The following is a 23744-nucleotide window of genomic DNA, read 5'->3' on the forward strand; positions in this document are numbered from 1 at the left end:
TGGGTTAAGTCGAAACCTAGACGTCCTGGGAGGCTTATCCCCCTGCTTCAACTCCTTGAACACAAGCTGGCCAGTTTTGGCCGCTCTCCCTCTCGAGAATCACTATAGAGAAGGCCGGGTGAACCTCTGCCCACATTCCATGGTCGGTGTCGAAGACGTATACCCCGGTCACCCTGACAACGTCTCCAGGGCATACTCCGCCGCCCAGGTGTCCGAGGACCTCGAAGTAGTCGCCTGGGACCACCTCGATGTGAAGCCCTCCCCTGCGTAGTATGTGGTTGCCGATCCCGAGAAGACCCTTATCTACCGGCTCTATGTCGAAGAAGAAGTCCCCATCGCTGGCGAAGCTAGGTATGGAAGACACCCTACCTTCAACGGTGATACATGTATCGACTATCCTGAGCCTTTCAGGGGTGTGAGTTTCAGAGAACACGTTACTCGATGGCGGACACTCCCCAGGCTCCAGCTGCGCCCACCTCTCCCCACTATAGCTGTTGGGGTTAAACGGGTATAGGGCGGCCTTCGAGTTGAGGGCCAGGGGACCTCCCCCCAGCGCCAGGCCGAGGATTATGAGAGCCGTGGATGCGAGGGCTAGGGCCTTAGAGGCTGTGCCCCCTCTTACAATCGTCTCCCGAACGTGGAGAATCAACAGGACCCCGGCGGACGCTGCAACCGCGGGTACTGCGGGCAGCGAGTATGTGCCGAGCCAGTAGAGGATTAGCGCGGTCAGGGAGGCTGCGGCACCTACAGAGTCTCCATTCCTTATTGATTTGAATGCCATGTAGACGAACGGGGTTGTTAAGACTCCGTAAATGGCTAGAGAGGCGTGTATCCCGTCGTCACCATAATACAGAATCGCGACGCTAAGGGCCTCGAGCTGCTCAACACCCGCGAGAACAATAGCAGCGGTGGCTGGCCCACTACCCCTCGCCAGCATGCCAGCGGCGTAAACGCCTACTGGGCGGAGGAAGAGGCTCGCTAGAGCAACAACGGGGAATACAGCCTTTGAGAGAACCAGGATAGGTAGAGCCAGGAGGTGTGCGGCCAGTATATAGAGTGCAGCCTCCCTAGGCCTGTATGCAAGCACAGCGTAATACTCGGCTGCGAACGCGAGGCCATATCCGCTTGCCAGGGTGGGGGCGTTGGTCATGGTGGATATACCTAGTGCCGAGGCTACTATGAATGCTAGCCTCCGCTGGGAGTTCACGCGGCCAGACACCCTGGCGAGACTTCTACTCCACATTATATATAGAAGGTGATACCTGTCGGCGGCCCAAGAGGATGCACCATCGACTTTCCACGGTTACGCTATCCCAAAATTTCAACATGGAACTATGATACTATTACAAATCAGTAGGGCTATCAACAACGACCTCCTTAAGAACCCTAACTAACCTATTTGGTAAACTGCGGTCTTATAAAGCACATTAAAAATATTACCCCCCCAATGTGGGATTAGTGATATATCCAGGTGTATATATTGCGGCCGTCTTTTAGCAAGGCTGCTGCCCTCACCATCCTCGCCGTCCTGCTCGCGTCGCCCCTCTTTTCCCTATACGCCGCCGCCGATGTCTACACCGAGCAGGTTTCGGGTGAGACGATAAAGATAGGTATAACAATAAGCTTGACCGGGAAGTACAGACAGAAGGTTTACAGGCCCTCTGCGGCATAAAAGCTGCTATAAAGTGGTATAACGATCAGGGCGGCTTCGACGTGGGAGGTAAGAAGTACAAGCTCCAGCTCGTCTACTATGATGACGAGTCTAAGAAGGACAATATAGCTAGCCTCTACACGAAGCTTGTGGAGGAGGACGGCGTGGACTTCCTCCTCGCGCCCTACAGCAGTACTCTAACACTTGCAGCCCTTCCGGTCGCGAACGAGAAGGGCAAGCTGATATTGAGTCATGGCGGCGCCAGCGACTCGATAGTCGAGCAGGGTTACAGGTATATAGTCCAGGTCCTCACACCCGCAAGCAGATACATGGAGACGGCGGCAGAGCTTGTTGCCGATGAAATTCCGGGGGCGAAGATAGCGCTGATATTTGAGAACAAGCCCTTCGCCCAAAAGGTTAAGGAGGGCTTGAAGGATAGGATAAGCGAGCTAGGGCTCCAGGTGGTATACGAGGCCGACTACGAGGCTGGGACCAAAGACTTCTCGACGTTCATACAGGAGGCTATTAACAGAGGTGCCGATGTACTCTTGGGCGGTGGCCACTACGAGGATGGTAAAGCCCTGGTCGGCCAGGCACACAGCCTCGGGTGGAAGCTCAAGTTCCTTGCTATACTCGTGGCTCCGGCCCAGCCTAAGTTTAAGGAGGAGCTAGGGAATGATGTTGTAAACGGCGTGGCCTTCTCAAGCCAGTGGAGAGAGCCCCCTACTCTCCCCAGAAAGCCCAGGAGCTATGGCTACAGTGGGCTGGCCCGACTACAGATGAGTGGCTAAGCCTGTTCAAGCAGGAGTGCCCAAACCTAGAGTCACCAGCTTACCAGGCGGCGGAGACTGGGGCTGCTGTCGTCTACCTGGTGGAGGCTATAAAGAAGGCGTACCAGCTCTACGGCTCTGACGCGGTTAGGGATAGCGATAAGGTGCGGGAGGCCTTCAACGGCCTAAAAATTATGACATTCTTCGGACCGCTGGAGATAGACCCTGCCACCGGCAAGCAGATAGGACACCCCATGCTACTCATGCAGTGGCAGGAGGGAGAGGCACATAACATATCCGCCTGAGGTGGCTGAGAGAGACCCGCTCATAGCACCGACCAACTGGTGGCCCGCAGAGGAGACGGCCAGCCCCGGAGAAACCAAACAACCCACCCAAGGAGCTGGTGAAATCACAACAACTACCAAAGCCGAGGAGGCCGGACTCTCTACAGCCGCGATAGCAGCGATAGTGATAGCCATCATAATACTGGCCGCGGCCGTGTTAGTACTAACGAGGCGTTAGCCCTAGACATAGTTTAGCTTTGGGCTTCAGCCAACCATAACCCAGGCCTCTGCCTAGCTGTACAGAGGAAGGGATACGGGAGGGTGTACAGGCGGATTGCAGGTTACAGCCGCCACCCTGTTAAGCGGCTTGATAAACGGGGTTCTCTTCGGCAGCCTCCTAGGCGTCATCGCAATAGGGCTTACTCTAATCTGGGGTGTAATGAAGGTTGTAAACCTGGCCCACGGCCACGCCGTTGTGTTCGGAGCTATGGCGGCGGCCTTCATGGTTACGGCCATGGGGTTAAGCCCGATACACGCCCTCGTCCTAGCCGGGTTAGTGGGCGTCCCGCTGGGGGCGGCCCTCTACTACATTTCACTCCACATGATTATAGGGAGGATAGACACTATAACGCTTAGGGAAGAGATGGCCACGCTCATGACAACCTTTGGCGCTGGCCTCGTCATATATGGTAGCCACTTCGTTATACATCAATTTATACCTCCGGAGTATTCCACAGAACCATCAATATACTGGGCGCCCTGGAAGCCGCCAACTTTACGGTGTTTGGCGTTGCAGTGGAGAAGACCAGGATCCTCGTGGCTCTACTCTCACTCGCAGTTATGGCCGCTGCCCACATGCTCCTAACCAGGACCAGGCTAGGGCTCTATATTAGGGCGGTCGCTCAGGATTCTAGGGCGCTGGCTCTAGTTGGCGTTGACCCGGTCAAGGTCAAGCTCTGGACCACAATCATATCAACAGTCTTCGCCACTGTAGCGGGGGTACTCTACATAATATACACCAAGTCGGTCACCCTAGACGCCGAGATAGACATAGCCCCCCTTGATTTCATAGTAGTAGTACTGGGGGGCCTGGGTAACATTATAGGCACTTTTCTAGGGGGTATCATACTAGGTGTCATATATCAGCTGATATTCTCGACCACGGGCCAGCAAGCCCTTGCACTGGCCGCAGCATTCATTATACTCATTGTGATGCTGGTAGTGAGGCCTCAGGGCCTCTTCGGCGAGAAGACGTGAGGTGGTGGGCGTTGCCTAGGCGTAGCGCCGTTGTCCCAGCGATACTGCTAGGAGCTGCAGCTCTAGTAGGCCTTGCTGGCCCCTCCACGGGCTCTACCCTTATGATTAGCCAGGCTATGGATTTGATGAGGCTCATAGGCCTCAGCCTCTCGATGGCCGTTATCATGAGCTATGCCGGCTACGTGAGCTTCGGGCACTCCGTCTTCATAGGGATTGGAGGCTTCTCAGCCACTTATGTCGTGGGCGAGATGGCCAGAGATGAAATACTTGGTGCTGTAGCCCAGAGCGGGGGGTTCCTGCCCACCGGCAGCCTAATACTATATTATATTGAGAGCCTCCTCCTAGCTGGCCTCCTCTCAGCCATCGTGGCGGCGACGATCGGGGCCGCTGTCCTTAGGCTGAGGGGCGCCTTCTTCGCCATCGCCACTATAGGGCTTAACTTTGCCGTGATGAATATAGCGAGGTTTGTTATGAGGAGTTTCGAAAACTCGGTGGGGGAGAAGGTTCCCTTCCCGAACATGGGGCTAACTACTGTGAAGCTTTACTGGCTCCACTTCGCAGTCTTTCTACTGACCGTGCTGATAGCCTACTATGTAAGAGTCTCTAGGTTTGGCACAGGTCTGGCAGCTATAAGGGAGGATGAGGATGCCGCGGAGGTCATGGGTGTGGATACTTATAGGTATAAGCTAGCCGCCTTCGTGACGGCCGGTGTTCTCGCCAGCATGTGGGGGGTGGCGGACGCCTTCAGAACCTCCTTCAACGTAGCAGGCTACTTCTCGCTGTCACACAGCGTTATAATGATACTGGAGAACTCGATAGGCGGGATAGGAACGTTCACAGGCCCTTTAGTCGGAGCCTTCATATACTATCCCCTGAAATGGTACACGCAGGTTATCGCCGCACAGCTCTCCCTGCTCATACTCGGAGCCCTCATAATCCTAGTCGTATCGTTCGCGCCACGGGGGGTAGTGGGGGTGGTCAGGGAGAGGATGCCCAGGCTTAGGAGTATACTCGAGTAGAGTTGCTGGGGGTGGTTGGTTGTGGCGGGTACAGCAGTTCTGAGGGTTGATAGGGTGACGAGGAGGTTCGGCGGCTTGGTGGCCCTAGATAATGTTTCCCTCGAGGCGAGGGAGGGCGAGATACTCGGTGTCATAGGCCCGAATGGAGCGGGGAAGGCTACCCTCTTCAACGTGATAACAGGTGTTTACAGGCCGGACGGCGGGAGAGTGGTCTACCGGACGGGGGGGGTGAGGAGGTCGAGATAACAGGCTGGAAGCCCTACCGGGTTGCGAGGCTGGGTATAGCGAGGACCCACCAGATCGTCAAGCCGTTCCCAGACCTTACAGTGCTTGAGAACGCTATGATAGGCACCCTCTTCGGAGGGAGCGCCAGGAGCGAGGATGAGGCCCGTGAGGCCGCGCTTGAGGCCCTTAGATTCGTAGGCCTCGACGGCAAGGCGGATCTCCCGGCCAAGGTCCTAAACATACAGGAGAAGAAGAGGCTAGAGCTAGCCCGTGACCTCGCGGCAAGGCCTAGGCTCCTCCTCCTGGACGAGGTCCTCGCAGGCCTGACACCGGTGGAGGTGGAGAGAATGCTATGTCTATTGGATAATGTGAGGCGGGAGTGGGGGCAACCATAATGATGATCGAGCATATTATGCATGCTGTAATGAACATTGCGGACAGGGTAGTGGTGCTACATTTCGGGCGGAAGATAGCTGAGGGGGAGCCGGAGGAGGTGGCCTCCGACCCTGAGGTGATAACAGCGTACCTTGGAGACCCTGAAGTGGCCCTCAAGTTTGTGAGAAGGAGGGGTGGCTAGTGGTGTCACACCCTCTTCTAGAGGTTCGTGATGTAGCGTCGGGCTATGGCGAGACGCAGATTCTATTCGGAGTATCGCTACGCGTCGAGAAGGGGGGGATAACAGCCCTGCTAGGAAGCAACGGGGCGGGCAAGACCACAACCCTCTGGACCATAATGGGCGTGCTCTCTGCATGGAAGGGGAGAATAATCTTCAGCCAGGCCAACGTAACAAGGCTTCCAACCCACAGGAGAGTGGAGATGGGCCTGGTTCTAGTCCCCGAGGGAAGGAGGCTCTGGCCAAACCTAACTGTACACGAGAACCTCGTTCTAGGCGCAACCCCTCCCAGGGCAAGGGCTAGGATGGAGGAGAACCTCGAGATAGTGTTCAACCTCTTCCCAAGACTTAAGGAGAGGCTGAACCAGAAGGCTGGCACCCTGAGCGGGGGCGAACAGCAGATGCTAGCCATAGCCAGGGGGCTTATGACCGGCCCCGAGGTCCTCATGCTAGACGAGCCTAGCCTGGGTCTGGCGCCGAAGCTCGTCCAGGAGATAGCATCCATACTAAAGAGGCTCAGGGACGAGGAGGGGAAGACCGTGTTGCTGGTCGAGCAGAATGTGCACATATCCCTTAGCATAGCGGACTACGGCTACATACTGGAGAATGGGAGGATAGTCCTGGAGGGCGAGCCTGAGGAGCTGCAGAAAGACCCCCGGCTAAAGCAGGCTTACCTGGGGGTATAGGAGACCCGGCTAAACCCGTGTTGACGAGCCTTGGGGTTCCAGCCCTTTACACTCCATTATACACTACTACTCTTGTAGATATAGATTGTAATTATGGATGCTAGTCGGCGTAGCTCCCCAGCATTTCTACAGTCAGCTCCACGGCCCTCCTGAACTCTTCCCTATTCTCATGGCCTAGGCCTATCCTCAGCGTTCCAGGTAGTCCGAAGCATTCTCCAGGGTTTACAAGGACACCGTGGGTTTTGTAGAGGTCTAGAGAGAAAGCTATAGTATCCTCAACCCCCGTCTCGAGCATAGCGTAGGCTCCTGCCCCGGGCTTCCACAGGTTTACCGACGGCGCTCGCGTCGTGAGGTCCTCGAGGAGGCGTAGGTTAGAGAGAACTATCTTTTTCCCTCTCTCGGCTAGCCGGGTCCACGCCCCCTTCTCCAGGATCTGGCTCGCGATGTGCTCGCTAGGCTTTGGCGGGGATATTGTTGTGTAGTCTTTAACCATCCACAACCTATCCCTGAGCCTCCTAGAGGTTGCCGCCGCCCATCCTATCCTCAGGCCTGGGAGGCCGTAGACCTTGGATAGCCCCGAGACGGATATAGCGTTGGCCCCGTGTTCCAGTGCTGGCTCTAGAATCGTGGGGGCTGGCTCGGCCGAGTGTTCAAGGCCTCTGTACAGCTCGTCGAAAACCAGGGTGGAGCCCGCTCTCGCGGCTTCCGCAGCGATCTCTGTTAAGGTCTTGTAGCCGTCGACGGCACCGGTTGGGTTGTTGGGGTTGGTTATGAACACGGCCCGGGGCTTCTCCCTCCTAATCAACTCTACGTAGAACCCGGGGTCTAAGTTCCACCCGTGCTCCCGCCTCCTCCAAACCTCCAGGATTCTCGCGCCCCTCATCCTGAGGAGACCGTGTATTTGCATATAGTTGGGCATGTCAAAGACGACGCGGTCACCAGGGGCAACTAGGGCTATAACGGAGAGTAGGTTCGCCTCGGCTGAGCCGGTGGTTATGATCACGTGCTCTCTACTCACCAGTCCCCGGTAGTAGACGCCAGCCACACTCTCCCTAAGCCCCGGCTCGCCGAGAGTCCATCCATAACCCAGCACGGCACCCTTGATATCAAGGTCTATCCCCATCTCAACAAGGGCATCCGCAGAGGGAGGCTCAACCCCGCTCTCGCTCAGGAGGTATCTAGCGCTGTTCTCGAGGCTGCTCTGCCACCTCTCTAGGCAGAAGACGGGAAGGCCCGGCGTGGCCTCGCAATTAGTTAGGAATATCTTGTCAACAGGGTATGTGGGGCTGTCCACGCGGTAAGCACCATACCAGGTTAGATAGGGGTCACGGTTTACTAGAGGTCCGCGGGAATACTATTCCGCCTATATAAACGGGGTGGAAGGATGCGTGTCCCTGGGGTATGGGTCTCGTCAGGCCTCCTTAACACCGTTTCTCGCAAGCATGTAGCCGGCGACTAGTAGGAGTAGGGTTAGTATGGTTAGGTATGCTGTTGACACCGTTGGATTGTCGATGGGCTTCCCCACGAGATAGTATCTCACAAGGTCGGCTGCGTGTGTTATTGGGTTAACCTGGGCCACTGTTCTGAGCCAGTTAGGCATGAGGTCTATAGGGAAGAGGGCGCTGGAGGTGAACATGAGTGGTAGGTTTATGAGGTTTGCCAGGGCGAAGAGGACCTCCTGGTGTGATATGTTGAAGGCCATCCCCGTGAATATTGATGAGAGGCCTAGGCTCATTAGCATGAGTACTATCCACGCCATCACGAAGTCCACGATCGTTATCCCAGGCTTGAGGTGGAGCCCCAGGGGGTAGGCTATGGCGAGGAGTACGAGGCTCAGCACCGTTATCCTGAACAGGGTTCCCAGGACCTTTGAGGCGAATATGCTGAACCTGGGTATGGGGGAGGCTAGGAGCCTGGTTAGATATCCTATTCTCCTGTCGAAGACGACCCCCACAGCCCCGAACATGCTCTGGAAGAGGCTGAACACGGCGAGCATGCCTGTCGCGACGTATGTGAAGTAGTCAGGCGTCCCGAAAACCCTCTCTAGTCTCTTCGTCATAACAGTCCTGACAGCCTCCGCCACGGCGGGGCTCAGGCTGGGGTCGCTGGTTTGGACGAGGTTGTAGAGGTTGAAGCTCTTGCCGAAGAGGGCTATCCAGAATATGGGTGTGATAATGCTGACGACGAGAACTGACCTCCTGTTAACCCACTTAACTATCTCCCTCCTGGTGAGGATGAAGGTTGATACTATGATCCCAGCCATCTCACCTCACCCCCCTGATCATCCTCCTGTATTTAAACGGGTCGAAGGGCTCTTCTCCCCCTGTTAGGGTTCTTCCCGTAAGCTCTATGAAGACGTCTTCAAGCGTCGCCCTTGAGATACTGATAGACTTCACAGGAAAGCCGTTTAGAGCCTTGGCGAGCTCCGGCAGCATCGTGTCGGCCCGGTCCACCCTAAGCGAAACCCTGCCTTCCACCACGCTGGGTTCGAGGCCGAGCTTCACTCTCAGGGTCTGGGTGAGGGGCTCTATGTAAGCCGGATCCTTCAGCTCGATATAGATAGTCTCCCCCTTCACCCTAGCCTTCAGCTCGTCTGCAGTGCCCTCGGCCACGATTCTCCCCCTATCGATGATCGCGACCCTGTCCGAGAGGATCTCGGCCTCCTCCATGTAGTGGGTTGTAAGTAGTATGGTCACGCCTCCCCTCTTGAGGTCCTCGATATACCTCCACAAGCTCCTCCTCGAGTGCACGTCCAGGCCCAGGGTGGGCTCGTCCAGGAAGAGGACCTTGGGGCTGTGGACAAGGCTCATCGCAATCTCCAGCTTCCTCCTCATACCCCCGCTGTACGTGGCCACCCTCCTGCGAGCCGCCTCCATTAGGTCTAGATACTCGAGGACCTCCCTAGTCCTCTCCCTCGCCTCGCCAGGGGGTAGCCCATAGAGCCTCGCCTGTATATACACGTTGTCCCACCCGCTCATCTCATCGTCCGCTGTGAGGTCCTGGGGGACTAGGCCTATGACCCTCCTAACCATCCCCGCCTCCCTAACTATACTATAGCTGGCTATCCAAGCCTCGCCGCTCGTCGGCTTTAGGAGCGTACTCAGCATCTTTATAGTGGTGGTCTTGCCCGCACCGTTAGGCCCTAGAAGGGAGAACAGCTCTCCCCTGTTTATCTTGAAGCCCACTCCATCCACAGCCCTGAACCCGCCGTAATCTTTCACCAGGCCTTCGGCCACCACCATATAATCGTTTTTCAAACACGCCCCACCTTCTCAATCATTACTCGTATTTCTAAAGTATATATCTACATCCAAACTATAACCCTGACCCCAGACTATAAGACTATATGAGACCGCCTCCTACCAGACTCCTCGAGGACTAAGCCTGACAGGGCTTGCACTTTATACGTTGTTAACATAGTGGGATCTTTAGCTGGTGTGGCCCTGTTGGGAGGATTAGCCTGGATGCCCTAGAACGGGTCCTCTACCCCGTCATACCAGTTGTGGTCACCACAGAGCACCAGGGCCGTGCGGGGGGCATGCTGGCTACGTGGTGGATGCAGGCCTCCTTCACACCCCCTATCATGGCTGTGGCTATAGCACCCGAGAGGTTTACATACAACCTTTTGAGTGATAGTGGAGTATTCGCTTTCCAACCTCCTAGACTTTAGGCTCGCTGATAAGGCTCCGTTCCTCGGCGACGTGTCCGAGAGGATACTCCCGGGTAAGATAAAGGAGGCGGGTTTGAACATTGTGAGGGGCGAGGTCCTTGGGGCTCCCTTGATAGCGGAGGCTTCAGCCGCTGTGGAGCTGGAGCTTGTGGACGTTGTTGAGGCTGGCGATCACGACATATTCCTGGGGGGAGGCTAAGGCTGTTTACACCGTCGACGACTTCCACGGGGGAATGTGTAGCCCGGAAACAAACATATAGGCCGCTAATGTACCTTGGCAGGACGAAGAGGCCCGGCCGTTATCGAGGGTATTCGGGAAAGGTGCAGGGCGGGATGCCGTTTAGGGTTGAGGCTTGGATTCCCATAGGGGATCTCGGTAGCGTCAATGTCTACGCCTTCACAGAGGGGCCGACAACGGTACTGGTGGACTCAGGCATGTTCTCGGGGAAGAGCGTATACACGCTATTAAAGGGGCTTAGGAGGTTTGGCGTAGACCCCCGCTCGCTGGAAAGGGTTGTAGTCACCCACTACCATGTAGACCATCTAACGGGGGCTGCTATTCTGTGTGAGGCTCTGGGGGCTGAGCTTATGCTAGCAAGGGGCGATTTGGAACTCCTTCTACACGTTGGGGTGGAACAGTATTTCCGAGGGGCCCTGGAGTTGCTCGCCCTAGCCGGGACTCCCAGGACGGTTCTCGAGGAGATAGCGAGGTCCTCCCCGGCCGTCAGGGTGGCCGAGGCTTATGGTGCTGTGGCGGAGCTGAGTCCCAAGCCTCTGGGAGAGGGCGATAGGATTGGGATGCCGGGGCACGGGTATTACCTCGTGATGGAGACTCCCGGCCACACGCCTGGCCACATAGTACTGGTCTCCCATGGTAGGAGGAAGGTCCTATTGGGCGATACCGTGCTCCCAGGCATAACGCCGCACGTGTCACTGCACAGCCTGGACTCCGACCCCCTGGGAGACTATCTATCTAGCCTTAGCAGGATAGCCAGGGAGATGGATGGTTACCAGGGGCTCCCGGGCCACGGAGACCCAATAAAAGATGTGGCTACAAGGACCAGAGAGCTTATAGCCCACCACGTGGATAGGCTAGGGGAGATAGTTAACATACTAGGCAAGATAGGTAAAGCAACGGCCTTCGAGGTTGCACAAAGGGTCAGATGGAGGGGGGCTGAGAACTGGGGCAGCCTCCCACCTTTGGGCAAGTATCTCGCCCTCGGCGAGACCCTATCACACCTGAGGAGGCTAGAGGTCCTGGGGGTTGTTGAGAGACTTGAGGCTGGAGGGAGGCTGCAGTGGAGGCTCGCCGTTAATTCCCTTGATACCTCCAGAATAGTGAGGAGACTAGGGGTAGAGGCCTTAAAGTGAGGCGTTGAGGAGGCCACCGTACAACAATGGGGGGCATAAGTCGGAGGAGATTCCTCAAGCTATTGGCCATAGCAGGAGCCGTGGCTTCGCTTGGAACACTAGCGTACGTGCTTTCACCACCGAGACGCCAGCTCCCGGAGGCTGGGAGTGAGGAAGGTGTTGCTGAAAAGACGGGGGGAGAGTCGCTGGAGCCAATTGCTGTAGTTGAGGTTGTTGCTGAGGACTTAGAGGTACCATGGTCAATAGCTCCTCTAGGGGATGGGAGTTTCTTTGTGAGCGAGAGGCCTGGGAGGCTTGTATACGTGGATGCTAGGGGCTCTAAGAAGCTGGCTTACACCGCCAGCGTTGCTAGCGTGGGGGAAGCGGGTTTCCTGGGTATAGCTCTCCACCCAGAGTTCCCCTCAAAACCCTACCTATACGGATACCTCAGCTACTTCAGGGGTAGTGATGTATACAACAGGGTTGTTAGATTAAGGGTTGACAGACACAGCATGAAGATTATAGCGTCAGAGGCCATTGTAGACGGGATACCAGGGGGTATTATCCACAATGGGGGGAGGATAAGATTCGGCCCCGACGGAGCCCTCTACATAACGACGGGGGATGCCGCCAGGCCAAGACTAGCCCAGGACCTGGGTAGCCTTGAAGGCAAGATATTGAGAGTTGACGAGGACGGCGGCCTGCCTCCCGACAACCCCTTCCCGGGATCTCCAGTGTACAGCTATGGCCACAGGAACCCCCAAGGTCTCGACTGGCATCCCTCCAAGGGCTTCCTAGTGGCCACCGAGCACGGCCCCACAGGTAGGGATGAGGTCAACGTTGTAGCCCCCGGGGGCAACTATGGATGGCCCGACACGGTGGGCAAAGCCGGTGCGGAGGGGTTCATAGACCCCATTGTCGAGAGCGGTAGAGAGACCTGGGCACCTTCTGGAGCCTCTTTCGTTAGAGGCGGCCAGTTTAGGGGGCTTGAGGGTGACCTTCTGATAGCTTGTCTGAGGGGCCAGATGATTCTTAGAGTCAAAATACTGAGTTCATCTGAGGGTGTAGTGGCCGAGAAGGCCTTTGAAGGGAGATTTGGGAGGCTTAGGGATATCGTGTTCGACCGGGACGGCTCCATACTGGTGGCCACAAGCAACAAGGATGGAAGGGGGACTCCGCGAGGGAGAGACGACAAGGTTCTGAGACTCAGCAGGGTCGAATAGAAGTGAAGCAAAGCCGTTATCTATTGGCTAGCTTACCGCACTCACGGCGGGATAGCGTCTTTCAGCCACTTGCCTCCACGTTAGGTGGGAGGCCCGGACAGAGAGTAGTTACGCTAGGCTGGAGGGGGTGATGTTTGTCTGGCACCGTTAGGCTTTGCTATAACCCCTTGATCCTCAGCAGGTTCATCGACTACTCCCGAGCACCTCGTGGGTGCTTGAGACTCGTCCGGCTATCCAGCGATGCTACATAACATGAATTTCGTGGAGGAGACGGTGGTTCGCTCCGGAGGTCCTCCGTATACGGTTAAGGACTAATTAAATGATTGTGGTTTATGTGTAACTCCCCTGCCACTATTCTTTGATGTAGGGGCGGCCTAGCCAGGCGGGCATCCTTGGCTTCCTGAAGGCTATTAGGGTGACTGCAGCCAGTGTTGCTATGTAAGGTATAGTGTTTACCAGGTTGCTCGCAGCCGTTGCCTCCAAGACTATGTTGAGATATATCGCGAGCGCCTCTGAAAAGCCGAACACGTAGCTGCCCAACAGGGCCACCAGGGGGTTCCAGCCGCTGAAGGCTACGTTGGCGAGGGCTATAAACCCGCGACCAGCCGTCATGTTCTTGGCGAATACCCCCTGGTAGTCTATGCTGAGGTACGCCCCAGCTAATCCCGCCATGAGGCCCGCGAACCCTGCAGCGGCAATCTGGTAGAGGGCAACGTTAACACCCATAGCCTCCGCGCTCCTAGGATCCTCGCCACAGGACCTCAGCCTTAGCCCAGTTGTGGTCCTGTATAGGAAGAGCCAGACGGCAGCCCCGGCGGCGAGGGATATAGGCACCATGGGGCTTATCCTTACACCCGCTATCACGAAGCCTGGCATGGGCTCTACAGGGGGGCTGTTTGAGAAGGTGCCCCACAGCATGTAGGTCCCAACTACCGTGGCTCCCGCCGAGAAGATGTTCAACCCTACACCCGTAACTATCTGGTCGCCCTTCAGATATACGCTCACAACGCCGTGGAGAACGCCTATAGAAAGCCCTAAAAGTGCTCCTAACAGGTAGCCTGCCAGAGGGCCCCAGCCCGTCATTATGTAGACAGCCACAGCAGCCCAGGCTGACGCAAGCATTATGCCCTCAAGCCCTATGTTCACAATCCCGGCCCTCTCAGAGGCTATCTCACCTATAGAAGCTAGCGTTATAGGGACCATTGCTGATGCCGCGAGCAGGGCCAGACTAGTGAAGTCCCCCAGAACAGCCTCCACCAGTGTCAACAGGCCCTCACCCCCGCCTTCCAGCTATAGAGCGGAGCCTTCGCGGTATGCCTGTGTATCTTAGGCCCGAGAGGGCTGCCACGGTGAATATAATCGCGCCGTTGACAACGTCCGCCAGCTCAGCTGGGATCCGGGCCGTGACCTGTATCCTCTCGCTCCCGGATGCCAGGTCTCCCACGAATAGGCTAGCCACTACTATGCCTAGAGGGTTATTCCTGCCGATTAGGGCTACCCCGATGCCCTCGAAGCCGTAGCCGAAGAGGCCTGAGAGGGTCGAATCTATCCTATAACTATGTCCCAATATTAGGAGGGCGCCTCCCAAGCCCGCCAGGACTCCCGCGGCAGCCATGGAGGCGAGCTTGACTCTCTCGACGGTCACGCCCCTGCTGGCCGCTGCATACTCGTTTGCACCCGCGAACCTATATCTGAGACCGGGCACCGTCCTATAAATGATTGCCCAGGCGGCTAGCGCTGTGGCAAGCGAGAGAAAGACTATCGTGGGGAACCCTGACCTTAGATGTTCTCCGAGGGGGGCCGGGAGGAGTTCACTTGGTATCCAGGGAATCCTGGCCTCCGGAGGCACCTCGAGGGTCAGGTGAGAGTATATGGGGTCCGCGAGATACTCGACAACAACATACCTGAGGCTCCAGAATGCTATCCAGTTGAGCATTATGGTGGTGAGGACCTCGTTAATGTTCAGCTTCACCCTGAGGAGCCCAGCGAACAGCCCCATGAGACCCCCCGCAGCCGCTGCGGCCAATAATGCGGGGAGAGGGGTGTGGGGGAGTGTGAGGGCTGCGACTAGGGCGGCCGCCGCCCCCGCATAAAGCTGCCCCTCCGCCCCTATGTTGAAGAAACCCATCCTCAATGGGATCGCAAACGCGAGGGCAGTCATAACCAGAATAGAGGACCTCACCAGAAATATCTCCTGGTAGTAGATGAAGCTCAGGAGAATGTCTGCCACACCACTCAGAGGATCAGCCCCCCCGAGGGCGAGGATGATAGCTCCCGCTGCCAAGCCCAGGGCGACTGCCGCTAGGGTCAGGCCGAGGTCTCCCAGGCCTATAGCTACCGGTATTCTAGACACCCATGAGCACCCCCAGCTTCTCAGGAGTAGCCTGACCCCTTTCGGGAACGCCTGTGACCCGGCCTCCGGACATCACGTATATCCTATCGCTCAGCTCTAGGATCTCATCCAGGTCTGTTGATACGAGCAGTATTCCGGCTCCTTGCCTCGCGAGTTCCGAGAGGATGTTGCGGACGAAGGACGTTGTGGCAATGTCTAACCCCTGCGTCGGGTTGACAGCCACTAGTAGCTTGAACCCCCTGAGGACCTCGGACCCCACAATAACCTTCTGCTGGTTACCGCCGCTCAGCCTGCCCACGGGAGTCCATGGGCTCCTAGCCACCAGCCTAAACCTCTCCACGAGCCCCCTAAAAAGGTCCTCCAGCTTGCTCCTCCTCAGGAGGAGGGTTTTGGAGGCTGTGTAGTAGAGGAATGCGATGTTTTCGGCGACACTATAGTCCATTGCGAGGACCTTCCCCCTGTCACCAGCTATGTAGCCGCCTCCAGCCCTGTAGAAGTCGAGGCTCTTCTCAATCCTTCTCCCCTGTACCTCTATGCTCCCCCTAACCGGCCTCCGGAGGCCTATTATAGCGTCTACAAGCTCCTCCTGCCCGTTACCCGCAACGCCAGCGATCCCCACAATCTCGCCTTCTCTAACCTCTATGCTTACCTCCCTAACCCGCTCTACGCCATCCACAACGACGCTAACCTTGCTTACGCTCAGGAGCTTACGCCCCACCTTGCCCGGCGGCCTAGAGGTAGGTGGGGGGAGGGTGCCGACCATGAGTCTCGCCAGCTCCTCCTCACTCGTTCTTCCTACATCCTCAATGACCGCCGAGACCCTACCCCTTCTGAGGACCGTAACCCTATCAGCAACCCTCAGGACCTCGCTCAGCTTGTGGGTGATGTAGACCACGCTGACACCCATGTCCCTAAGCAGTCTCAGGGTTGAGAACAGTTTCTCCGCTTCGAGGAGTGTAAGGTTGCTAGTAGGCTCGTCAAGTATGAGGACCTTCGCGCCTCCGCTCAGGGCCTTTATAATCTCGACACGCTGTCTCGCACCCATGGGAAGCTCTGCAACCGTCTTTCCGAGGTCAATCTCGAGTCCAAGCCTCTCCGCAGTCTCCAGCGTCCTCCTCCGAGCTTCACTCCTCCCAAGGCCTAGGCTGGAGAGGTATATTGCAATATTCTCCTCAACAGCCATACTCTCGACTAGCCTGAACTGCTGGTAAACCATGGCTATCCCATTCCTTATAGCATCCCACGGCCCCCTCCAGGAGACCTTCCGGCCCCAAACATAAATCTCCCCCTCCGTAGGCTTGATCTCTCCGTAGAGTATCCTCATTAACGTGGTCTTACCCGCCCCGTTCTCGCCGAGGAGAGCGTGTACCTCGCCAGCCCTTAGGGTGAAGTCAACGTTGTCTAGAGCCTTTACACCGTCCGGGTAAACCTTTACTATGCCCCTCATAGCAACGGCGAGGCCAGCGTCGCCGGAGCCGTTTCCGCTCATACCGTAGCCACCCGTGAAGGCCTCGGTCCCCGGAGCCCTGTCTCACTTAACATTTTCCTTGGATAACACTGCCTTAACTCCAGTTAACAAGTATCCATAGAGTTCGGTTGGGATAAAAAGAGTGTGGCGGGATAGCTCCACCCGGCCTAAGATTCTAGCGCAGCCTCAAGGTTTCCAGCCTTTAGCTCCTCTATTATGCTGTCGTAAGTGTCGTGGTCTTGCGGTGTCACGAACTTTATCTCTCCATTGATAATCTTCTGCTTCAACTCTTCCACAAGCCTCCACCCGTCGTCGCTTATCCACTTCTCCCTCTGGGACATAACTATCTCGACCACCTTCTCCGGCGTCAAGCCCTCCGGTAGCTGGCCGGTCTCCGCCGCTATCTCGGCGAAGTACTTTATAATCTCCTCGTCGCTCAGCCCTAAGCCGCCCTCCTTGAGGCCCAAGCTTACTATGCCGCCTCTGAACCTCCCATCCACAACATCCTTTATGGCAGTATAGACCGCCACGTCAACCCTCTTCAAACCACTTATAATTATAGTCTGAGGGTCGTACCACTCCTGGCTAGCGTCCTGGCCTATGCTGAAGGCTGTAACCCCTCTCGAGGCGGCTTCCTTGACTGCGTTGAACATGCCCACGTGTGTGAGCCCTGCTACCCCGTAGAAGACCCTGACTCCCTGCTGTAGCATTTGCTCCGCTGTAGTCTTGCCCAGCGTTGGATCGTCAAACCTGCCTGTATACGTCCACACCATCTCGACGTCCGTACCCATGGCCTGGTTGTAGTACTGGACTCCATAGAGGTAACCTATGTGGAATCTCCAGAGCGGGGGTATGTCCATCCCCGCGACAGCACCCGCTTTAGCCTCCTCGCCGGTAGCCTGGGAGATGTTGTTGGCTATGTCGGCCGCGATTATGCCGACAAGGCTTGCCACCTCCTGCTCCCTGAAGAGGTAGCTCGCCACGTTGTCATACCTCTCCCTAGTGGCGGCGTCTATCAAAGCGTACTTCTGCTCCGGGTATCTAGGCGCGACCTTCTCAAGCGGCTCCTGCCATAGGAAGCCTACAAGGACGATTAGATCATACTCGCCACTCCTACTTGCAGCATCTAGAACACTCTCCATGACCGCCAGGCTCTGGGGCGTCTGAAAAACTACATCCACGCCGAGCTCCTCAGCCGCCCTATCAGCCCCTAGCGCAGCCATGTCGTTAAAACTGAGATCGCCCCTACCGCCAACGTCGAAGAGAACCAGTACAGTGATAGGCTTGGTTTGTTCCGTCGTCACCGAGGAAGTCGTAACCTCATAAGCAGCTGGCGTTGTGGTCTCCCCGCCTGTAGCCTCGGGTGGTGTAGTCGTGCCCGTAGCTCTTCCGGTCTCAGGCGCCTCTCCTCCCCCTCTAGATGTTATGACGAAAGCGGCTGCAACTAGGATCAACAGAAGAAAAACGGCGCCGGCAGCAATGAGTAGCCTCGAGTTGCTGGCTAACGCCAAGGCTACCAATCCATGTTGCCAGGCGGTACTGCCGGGATTTAAATAGTGAAAGCTAGACATTTAACATCGGGATAGCTAAAGCCTTTTGCTATTACTCATGCAAAAAAGGTTACACAAGGTCCTAATCCTCCCTCCAACACTAAACCCTTGGAGACCTTTATCAGCACTTCTATACAGCCAGCCGTATCCTCACATAGTAAACCTTCTCATCATCCCTCCTACCAGCCTCTAGGACCTCGAACCCCATATCCTCGGCTATTTTCTGGACCGCCAGCCACGTGTCGGGGTCTCTCATCACAACCTCGTAGACCTCCCCGGGCCTTGCAAGCTGTGCGACGTAGGTTTCGAAGGCCTCAATCTTGGGCATTCCACACTTGTCCTCGATCTTTCTGAAGTCTATGATTCTGACGTCGAGTTCTCCGCTCAGGGCTCGTCCCCCCGCTTCACGGGGGCCCTAACCATGTTGCCCCACTCGCTCCAGGAGCCGTCGTATACCGCGACGTTGGGATAGCCCAGCAGCTCTTTGAGCACGAACCATGTGTGGGAGGCTCTCTCCCCTATCCGGCAGTACATTATCACCTCCTTATCCGGTGTTACTCCTTTGGTCTCGTAGAGGCTTCTAAGCTCCTCGGGCGATTTAAAGGTCCCGTCGTCCCTCACTGCTTGCTTCCAGGGTATGTTTAGGGCCCCGGGTATGTGGCCACCCCTCTGGGCCTGCTCCTCAGGGTACTCTGGCGGGGCTGTTATGTCTCCCCTGTACTCCTCGGGGCTTCTGACGTCGACTAGCACGGTGTTGGGGTTGTGCAGCCTTCTCAATACGTCTAGGAAGAAAACGCGGTATCTGCTGTCGACTGTGACTACTCTGTAACTGCTCTCCCTATCGGCACGAGGCGGCTCCTTGCTGGCGGGCCTTGACATCGGCTTCCCTAGGGCGATCCACTTACTCCTACCCCCATCTAGGAGGCTTAGCCTCTGGTGGCCGTACATCTTGAAGACCCAGTAGGTGAAGGCGGCAAACCAGTTGTTGTAGTCTCCGTAGAGGATAACGTGGTCTCCATTCTCTACTCCGAGCCTTGCCATTAGCTTCTCGAAGCCCACGGGGTCTATGATGTCTCTCTCCGGATACTTGTTGAGATCTCTCTTCCAGTCTATGAGGAGTGCTCCGGGGATGTGGCCTACGAAGTAGGCTGTAGCCGGGTCGTAATCTACCTCGATAACTTTTACATCGCTTCTCTTGATGTTGGCTTCGAGCCATTCGATACTAACCAGAGGGCCTGGGTAGTCAGTTACCAAACTTATTCACCATTAACACTGTTAAAGCGTAGGGTGTATATCGGTTCGAAGGAGTTTTAGACGAATCAAAACTCTGCCGACTATTTTTAGCCTAGCAGGAGGTACTGCCTATATAATTATGCATTTACTTCTAGGGAATACTGATTGGCCAGGGCTAGCTACTAAGACTCTCGCGCCTCCACCGAGTTTCAACCGCCCTCCAGCCTTTACTGCCCGTGGGGAGAGGGTGGTGGTAGCTTGGCCACGGCGTCTACATCTATTATGCCCCTGTACGCCTCCCTGTATATTGGGCTCTCTAGGATCCTCCTGATATACCTCCTCCTGTCGTACTTCTCGCCTGGGTTGAACCCTTTTATCCTGAGGTTCTTGGCCTTGGCGTAGCGCTTCTGCACGTTGTCCCTGTAGATGTCTTCGAGCACGTTGAAGGCGCAGAAGGGGACAAGTCTCCCGTCGGGGAGGGCGTAGTGTATGTTGCATCTTCTAACCCTTGTTATGTCGTAGTTGTACCTGTCCATGAAGTGCATCATACCGAGGAAGAGGGTCTTCTTGTGGAACGCTTTTATGGCTTCGTAGTTCTTCCTCAGGAATATGCTTATTATAAGCTTGTATATGTCCAGGTTCCTCGGCATCCTGTTGAAGTCTATGAACCTCCTAGCCACCCACGCTATCTCCGCCGCCGCTTTAAGCCTGGACAGCTTGCCGCCGTTGTGCTCAAGCTTTATCCTCTCCTCCTCGAGGAACTCGATGAAGCCCTCCACATCTATGACCTCGGTTATAGGGAGGAACCTTCTGGGCACTCCATATCTGTCCCTCTCGAGGGCGAATACGTAGGTCGCCGAGCCGCAGGCGGGGTGGTTGCTGAGAGTGTCGTAGAGCTTGCCTGTTAGGGCGTCTATCGCTTTGACGAACTTCGCCACAACGGGAACGGGGTACCAGGCATCCATGGGTATTTGGCCATCGGTCTGCTCCTCTATCCTCTTTATAACGTCGGGTATGGTAATCCTCATCCTCTCCCTCTCATGCTTTCTCATCATGCCTGTTAGGCTGACTGGCTGGAAGTTAACTCCCCTGACGGCGTCGATATGCTTGCCCGCGAACCTGATTATATCTCCCACCTCGTGGTCGTTGATCGTCCTTATGACTGTTGGGACGAGGACAACGTTGTCCAGGCCGCCCTTCTTGAAGGCTTTGAGTGCGAAGGGGGCTTCGTAGTGGTTCTTCCAGTTGGCCTTGGGTGTGACGCCGTCGAAGCTCATGTAGACAACGCTGACCCCGGCCTCCCTGAGGCTCCTTACATACTCGACAGCCCCCGGGGGATTGTCTATGTATCTGCGGGCGACGTTTATGCCGTTGGTGTTAAGCTGTATATAGTGCGCCCCCGCCTCCTTGATAGCCTTTACAACGTCTACAAGGTCCTCCCTCACGGTTGGCTCTCCGCCTGTTATCTGGATGTTAACGTGTACATCACTCCCCTGCCTCTGCCTCGCAACCTGCCTCACCATGAACTTTATCTGCTCTATGCTTGGCTCGTAGATGTAGCCAGCCCTCTCAGCGTAGAAGAAACAGTAGAAGCACGAGAGGTCGCATCTATTCGTCACCACTATGTTGACCAGTGCGCTATGGTTCTCGTGGAGGCTGCAAAGGCCACATGCATAGGGACAAGGTGCAGTGGCCGTGGTGTATGGGCCGGCTCCCGCCAGGCCGAGGCCCGTTTCCTCCCACCTCATCTGCCTCCAGTAGAACCTCTCGTCACCGTAGTAGAGGTCCTCTATCTCACCGTGCTTGGGACACTTCTTCCTTATATAGAGCCTGCCTCCCCTCGCAACAATCACAGCCGGCAGGAGCCTGAGGCAGTAGGGGCATATGCTTCCCGTGTATTTAACGAGCCTCTCACCCTCCCTAACAGCAGGGAGGGGACCGCCAACCCCTATTCTCCTACCATCTATCTCAATATACCTCTGACCATTCTCCCTCCTGAGAACACCAACCCTTAGAGGCCTCTCAACACTCCTGGGGGGCTCCTGCTTGAGCCTCAGCATAACCTCCCACCCCCCAGGACTTTCAATACCGGGGGGTCCTCCCCCCATGGGGTGGCCTATCCCTCTATAATCATTATATTGAGCTCCGTATTATTATGCTTATCACCCTCTAGAATGATAAAACCTAATTGATTTACACGAAGGCTAAAAGCTAAACATTTATTCGAATCACGTTTAAAGGCATACGTGATGGCCCTTCCTCTACCAAGTATCACTTCTCTCCCTGCGGTAGCCCACCCCATCTACCCAGATAGCTGTTTACCACCGCTAGGAACCTCCTGGCCGCATCTGCCTCTGCACAGGGCGTTTCCAGGACCTCGCCGTCCACACCCTCAGCAACCACCCTATACCACCCCCGGGGGTTGTCACACTCCTCTAGCCTGGCGCTCCTCAGTAGACCGTTTATAGCGAGGCCCTCCAACTCTATAAACCCGGCCTTCCTCACCCTCGACAATACACACCCCACCGCCATCCCGTGGATTACGAGGTAATCGCATTTATCGGGATACATATTTTGAATAGAGGGCTATATACAATAACCCCTGGGGACACGGCGGCAGGTGGATTGGTAAGGATGGGCGGCAGGATTTTCGACACGGTTCTCACGAGGAGGCCACCACACTCTATGTCGCGCTGCATAACCGAGCCGGGGTATCGAGGGGCCGCGAAGTTCAGCTATGAGGAGGCTCAGGCCCAGTATAGAGGCTATGTTGAGAGTCTCCGCTCCGCTGGCATCACTGTTAATGAGTTGGAGCCGTTGGAGGACTATCCTGACAGCGTTTTCATACAGGACACGGCCGTGGTTGGAGGGAGGAGTGGAGTCGCCGTTCTAGCCCGCTTCGGCGCCTCCCCCAGGAGGGGCGAGGAGAATCATGTGGCACCTATACTCTCGGCCAGGGGTTTTGAGATAATTCGTGTGAGACCACCCGGAACACTAGAGGGGGGCGATGTTCTAGTCACCGGAGAGGGAGTGGTCTTTGCTGGCCTGTCCTCGAGGACTAGCATGGATGGCGTAGAAACCCTGAGAAAAGCGTTCCCAGGCGTCAACATCGAGACGGTCAGGGTTAAAGGACTCCACCTGCTCTCCTACCTAGGCTACCTGGGGGGGTCGGCTATAGCTTCTGCCGAAGGCCTCTACGATAGAAGCATATTCAGGCGGCATGGTTTCGACGTGATAGAAATACCCTGGGAGGAGAGGGAGGCCGCAAACCTCCTAAACCTAGGCGGCGGCAAAGTTCTCTTGCCAGCGGGTTACAACCAGACTCGAGATCTTCTGGAGCAACACGGGTTCAAAGTTGTTGAGCTCGGGATACGGCAGTTCCAGGCTTGCATGGGAGGAGTAACATGTCTAAGCCTCCCAATTTACAAGATTCTGTAAGACTGGTAAACCGGAGGATGCAGGCGATTATACAGTAACACTGGGACTCGGTAAGCCCCCCAGGACTGTAGATTACCCGTTCAGTGTTAACTTAGTATCCCGCACGTTAAGCCCTCTCGACTCTAAACAGCCCCTTACTTCCAAACCGCATCAACACTGCCCGCTTAATTATGCCGAGGACCTCGCTGTCAGGAAGAATGTCAGTCATCGCTGGATCCACAAGATGATAGTGGCCTGCCTGCTCTTTAAAACTACTGAATGACGTGGGGTGGACAAGCTTCAGTCGTTTTCACATTATGGGTCGGCCGATTCCTGGAAACTTCTACAAACACCCTAAAAAGCCTTTAGACACGAACTGATAAGCCCCCCGTATATGGTGCTAGGGCTGTTGCCCCTCTACAATGTATTCTATAGTGACTGGCAGGTTTATCTCGCCTTTTCCTGAAGCAGATGACCATGCTATTTCGATGCTAACCTTGTACTCTCCTGGGCTTAAAGGTAGGGGGGAGTCGTATCCGGGTATTATGGCGAGAGGCCTTACACAGCCCACGTTAAGGTCTAGAATGCATGGCATATGAATAACGGTATTTCCCCCAGCACCCTCCAGGGTTATGGTTGCACTGGCTATCAGGCTTACACTGCCATGAACCTCCGGCTCGAGAGCTTTGAACTTGACTGCCACTCCCTCGCCGTAAACCCTTAGAACTGCTGCCTCGGCGAGGACCTCCCGCCCCTGGGGGGTGTCTATCTCTAGGGGGATTTCGACGGTATCAGGGCTAAGCTGAGCCCCAGGCACGTCGACCCTCATCTTGACGATGAACTGCCCCGCCATAAGAGCGGCCACTGAGAGGGCGGCTGCTCCCACGAGGGCTATGGCTATTGCTAGTACGAGTTTACCCTCGACTCTGGAAGGCATAGTTATCCTCTCTGCTTTGATAGGGTTGGTCGGCCACC

At 55.9% G+C, this 23744-nt stretch carries 28 protein-coding genes; 15 read left to right on the forward strand and 13 right to left on the reverse strand.

Going from position 1 to position 23744, the window contains the following annotated elements; translation table 11 throughout:
• Positions 1-34: 34 nt before the first annotated feature.
• Entirely contained in the window at positions 35-1207 is a 1173-nt protein-coding gene (locus ACAM_RS08125) for a hypothetical protein (RefSeq protein ID WP_022542339.1), read from the reverse strand.
• A gap of 273 nt (positions 1208-1480) precedes the next feature.
• Between ACAM_RS08125 and ACAM_RS08130 the strand changes: the two genes are divergently transcribed.
• From ACAM_RS08130 to ACAM_RS08165, 10 genes are all read left to right on the forward strand, one after another.
• Positions 1481-1672, forward strand: a complete 192-nt coding sequence (locus tag ACAM_RS08130) for a hypothetical protein (RefSeq protein ID WP_022542340.1) — start codon at positions 1481-1483, stop codon at positions 1670-1672.
• A gap of 8 nt (positions 1673-1680) precedes the next feature.
• Positions 1681-2442: an amino acid ABC transporter substrate-binding protein gene (locus tag ACAM_RS08135; protein WP_232502349.1), complete on the forward strand. Its 762-nt coding sequence runs from the start codon at positions 1681-1683 to the stop codon at positions 2440-2442.
• Positions 2361-2726 carry an ABC transporter substrate-binding protein gene (locus ACAM_RS08530; protein ID WP_022542342.1) on the forward strand — a complete coding sequence of 122 codons (366 nt, stop codon included), beginning with the start codon at positions 2361-2363 and terminating at the stop codon, positions 2724-2726. The genes ACAM_RS08135 and ACAM_RS08530 overlap by 82 nt, the downstream gene beginning before the upstream one ends.
• Before the next feature lie 313 nt (positions 2727-3039).
• Complete coding sequence (locus ACAM_RS08505; RefSeq protein WP_022542344.1) at positions 3040-3570, forward strand: ABC transporter permease subunit; 531 nt, start codon at positions 3040-3042, stop codon at positions 3568-3570.
• The gene (locus ACAM_RS08510; protein ID WP_022542345.1) at positions 3501-3962 is read left to right on the forward strand and encodes a branched-chain amino acid ABC transporter permease; all 462 of its coding nucleotides are present in this window, start codon (positions 3501-3503) and stop codon (positions 3960-3962) included. The genes ACAM_RS08505 and ACAM_RS08510 overlap by 70 nt, the downstream gene beginning before the upstream one ends.
• A gap of 11 nt (positions 3963-3973) precedes the next feature.
• A complete protein-coding gene (locus ACAM_RS08155; RefSeq protein WP_022542346.1) occupies positions 3974-4981 on the forward strand; it encodes a branched-chain amino acid ABC transporter permease in 1008 nt (335 codons plus the stop codon).
• 21 nt (positions 4982-5002) lie between these two features.
• Positions 5003-5227 (forward strand): ATP-binding cassette domain-containing protein, encoded by a 225-nt coding sequence (locus ACAM_RS08515; RefSeq protein WP_269763794.1) that lies wholly within the window; start codon positions 5003-5005, stop codon positions 5225-5227.
• Between the two features lie 53 nt (positions 5228-5280).
• A complete protein-coding gene (locus ACAM_RS08520) occupies positions 5281-5601 on the forward strand; it encodes an ATP-binding cassette domain-containing protein (protein WP_269763795.1) in 321 nt (106 codons plus the stop codon).
• Complete coding sequence (locus ACAM_RS08475; protein WP_232502296.1) at positions 5601-5783, forward strand: ABC transporter ATP-binding protein C-terminal domain-containing protein; 183 nt, start codon at positions 5601-5603, stop codon at positions 5781-5783. Before ACAM_RS08520 ends, ACAM_RS08475 begins: the two co-directional genes overlap by 1 nt.
• The gene (locus tag ACAM_RS08165) at positions 5783-6505 is read left to right on the forward strand and encodes an ABC transporter ATP-binding protein (RefSeq protein ID WP_022542350.1); all 723 of its coding nucleotides are present in this window, start codon (positions 5783-5785) and stop codon (positions 6503-6505) included. Before ACAM_RS08475 ends, ACAM_RS08165 begins: the two co-directional genes overlap by 1 nt.
• Positions 6506-6605: 100 nt before the next feature.
• On the opposite strand, the gene ACAM_RS08170 is transcribed toward ACAM_RS08165, so the two are convergent.
• The 3 genes from ACAM_RS08170 to ACAM_RS08180 form a co-directional block, all read right to left on the reverse strand.
• Positions 6606-7799: a pyridoxal phosphate-dependent aminotransferase gene (locus ACAM_RS08170; protein ID WP_022542351.1), complete on the reverse strand. Its 1194-nt coding sequence runs from the start codon at positions 7797-7799 to the stop codon at positions 6606-6608.
• A gap of 117 nt (positions 7800-7916) precedes the next feature.
• Positions 7917-8768, reverse strand: a complete 852-nt coding sequence (locus tag ACAM_RS08175; protein ID WP_022542352.1) for an ABC transporter permease — start codon at positions 8766-8768, stop codon at positions 7917-7919.
• Position 8769: 1 nt separating this feature from the next.
• On the reverse strand, positions 8770-9762 hold the full coding sequence (locus ACAM_RS08180; protein WP_022542353.1) for a daunorubicin resistance protein DrrA family ABC transporter ATP-binding protein: 993 nt from the start codon (positions 9760-9762) through the stop codon (positions 8770-8772).
• Between the two features lie 281 nt (positions 9763-10043).
• Between ACAM_RS08180 and ACAM_RS08560 the strand changes: the two genes are divergently transcribed.
• The 4 genes from ACAM_RS08560 to ACAM_RS08200 all read left to right on the forward strand — a co-directional run bounded on the left by ACAM_RS08560 (position 10044) and on the right by ACAM_RS08200 (position 12748).
• On the forward strand, positions 10044-10175 hold the full coding sequence (locus ACAM_RS08560) for a flavin reductase (protein ID WP_082398119.1): 132 nt from the start codon (positions 10044-10046) through the stop codon (positions 10173-10175).
• Positions 10141-10374 (forward strand): flavin reductase, encoded by a 234-nt coding sequence (locus ACAM_RS08190; protein ID WP_082398120.1) that lies wholly within the window; start codon positions 10141-10143, stop codon positions 10372-10374. The genes ACAM_RS08560 and ACAM_RS08190 overlap by 35 nt, the downstream gene beginning before the upstream one ends.
• 134 nt (positions 10375-10508) lie before the next feature.
• Positions 10509-11546, forward strand: a complete 1038-nt coding sequence (locus tag ACAM_RS08195; RefSeq protein WP_158318605.1) for an MBL fold metallo-hydrolase — start codon at positions 10509-10511, stop codon at positions 11544-11546.
• A 26-nt stretch (positions 11547-11572) separates the two neighbouring features.
• On the forward strand, positions 11573-12748 hold the full coding sequence (locus ACAM_RS08200) for a PQQ-dependent sugar dehydrogenase (protein ID WP_022542356.1): 1176 nt from the start codon (positions 11573-11575) through the stop codon (positions 12746-12748).
• Between the two features lie 351 nt (positions 12749-13099).
• Here ACAM_RS08200 and ACAM_RS08205 read toward each other — a convergent pair whose 3' ends face one another.
• From ACAM_RS08205 to ACAM_RS08240, 8 genes are all read right to left on the reverse strand, one after another.
• Positions 13100-14005, reverse strand: coding sequence for an ABC transporter permease (locus ACAM_RS08205; protein ID WP_232502350.1), 906 nt, complete (start codon positions 14003-14005; stop codon positions 13100-13102).
• A gap of 16 nt (positions 14006-14021) precedes the next feature.
• Positions 14022-15101 (reverse strand): ABC transporter permease, encoded by a 1080-nt coding sequence (locus ACAM_RS08210; RefSeq protein ID WP_022542358.1) that lies wholly within the window; start codon positions 15099-15101, stop codon positions 14022-14024.
• Positions 15094-16590, reverse strand: coding sequence for an ABC transporter ATP-binding protein (locus tag ACAM_RS08215; protein ID WP_022542359.1), 1497 nt, complete (start codon positions 16588-16590; stop codon positions 15094-15096). The genes ACAM_RS08210 and ACAM_RS08215 overlap by 8 nt, the downstream gene beginning before the upstream one ends.
• 146 nt (positions 16591-16736) lie before the next feature.
• Positions 16737-18080, reverse strand: coding sequence for a BMP family ABC transporter substrate-binding protein (locus ACAM_RS08220; RefSeq protein ID WP_022542360.1), 1344 nt, complete (start codon positions 18078-18080; stop codon positions 16737-16739).
• A gap of 169 nt (positions 18081-18249) precedes the next feature.
• Complete coding sequence (locus tag ACAM_RS08225) at positions 18250-18447, reverse strand: nicotinic acid phosphoribosyltransferase (RefSeq protein WP_022542361.1); 198 nt, start codon at positions 18445-18447, stop codon at positions 18250-18252.
• A 56-nt stretch (positions 18448-18503) separates the two neighbouring features.
• On the reverse strand, positions 18504-19373 hold the full coding sequence (locus ACAM_RS08230; RefSeq protein ID WP_022542362.1) for a sulfurtransferase: 870 nt from the start codon (positions 19371-19373) through the stop codon (positions 18504-18506).
• A 206-nt stretch (positions 19374-19579) separates the two neighbouring features.
• Positions 19580-21412 (reverse strand): tetraether lipid synthase Tes, encoded by a 1833-nt coding sequence (gene tes, locus ACAM_RS08235; RefSeq protein ID WP_022542363.1) that lies wholly within the window; start codon positions 21410-21412, stop codon positions 19580-19582.
• 211 nt (positions 21413-21623) lie between these two features.
• On the reverse strand, positions 21624-21857 hold the full coding sequence (locus tag ACAM_RS08240) for a hypothetical protein (protein WP_232502351.1): 234 nt from the start codon (positions 21855-21857) through the stop codon (positions 21624-21626).
• 129 nt (positions 21858-21986) lie between these two features.
• Between ACAM_RS08240 and ACAM_RS08245 the strand changes: the two genes are divergently transcribed.
• On the forward strand, positions 21987-22790 hold the full coding sequence (locus ACAM_RS08245; protein WP_148706497.1) for a dimethylarginine dimethylaminohydrolase family protein: 804 nt from the start codon (positions 21987-21989) through the stop codon (positions 22788-22790).
• A gap of 379 nt (positions 22791-23169) precedes the next feature.
• Here ACAM_RS08245 and ACAM_RS08250 read toward each other — a convergent pair whose 3' ends face one another.
• On the reverse strand, positions 23170-23706 hold the full coding sequence (locus ACAM_RS08250; RefSeq protein ID WP_022542367.1) for a hypothetical protein: 537 nt from the start codon (positions 23704-23706) through the stop codon (positions 23170-23172).
• Positions 23707-23744: the final 38 nt, after the last annotated feature.

The sequence above is a fragment of the Aeropyrum camini SY1 = JCM 12091 genome (assembly GCF_000591035.1).
Taxonomy (GTDB): Archaea; Thermoproteota; Thermoprotei_A; order Sulfolobales; family Acidilobaceae; genus Aeropyrum; species Aeropyrum camini.

What these genes read in the sequence shown, in the direction of transcription:
- ACAM_RS08475 (WP_232502296.1), top strand. Translation starts at nt 5,601, where the DNA reads ATGATGATCGAGCATATTATGCATGCTGTAATGAACATTGCGGACAGG.
- ACAM_RS08175 (WP_022542352.1), bottom strand. Translation starts at nt 8,768, where the DNA reads ATGGCTGGGATCATAGTATCAACCTTCATCCTCACCAGGAGGGAGATA.
- ACAM_RS08560 (WP_082398119.1), top strand. Translation starts at nt 10,044, where the DNA reads ATGCTGGCTACGTGGTGGATGCAGGCCTCCTTCACACCCCCTATCATG.
- ACAM_RS08195 (WP_158318605.1), top strand. Translation starts at nt 10,509, where the DNA reads ATGCCGTTTAGGGTTGAGGCTTGGATTCCCATAGGGGATCTCGGTAGC.
- ACAM_RS08200 (WP_022542356.1), top strand. Translation starts at nt 11,573, where the DNA reads ATGGGGGGCATAAGTCGGAGGAGATTCCTCAAGCTATTGGCCATAGCA.
- ACAM_RS08215 (WP_022542359.1), bottom strand. Translation starts at nt 16,590, where the DNA reads ATGAGCGGAAACGGCTCCGGCGACGCTGGCCTCGCCGTTGCTATGAGG.
- ACAM_RS08225 (WP_022542361.1), bottom strand. Translation starts at nt 18,447, where the DNA reads ATGCCCAAGATTGAGGCCTTCGAAACCTACGTCGCACAGCTTGCAAGG.
- tes (WP_022542363.1), bottom strand. Translation starts at nt 21,412, where the DNA reads ATGCTGAGGCTCAAGCAGGAGCCCCCCAGGAGTGTTGAGAGGCCTCTA.
- ACAM_RS08245 (WP_148706497.1), top strand. Translation starts at nt 21,987, where the DNA reads ATGGGCGGCAGGATTTTCGACACGGTTCTCACGAGGAGGCCACCACAC.
- ACAM_RS08250 (WP_022542367.1), bottom strand. Translation starts at nt 23,706, where the DNA reads ATGCCTTCCAGAGTCGAGGGTAAACTCGTACTAGCAATAGCCATAGCC.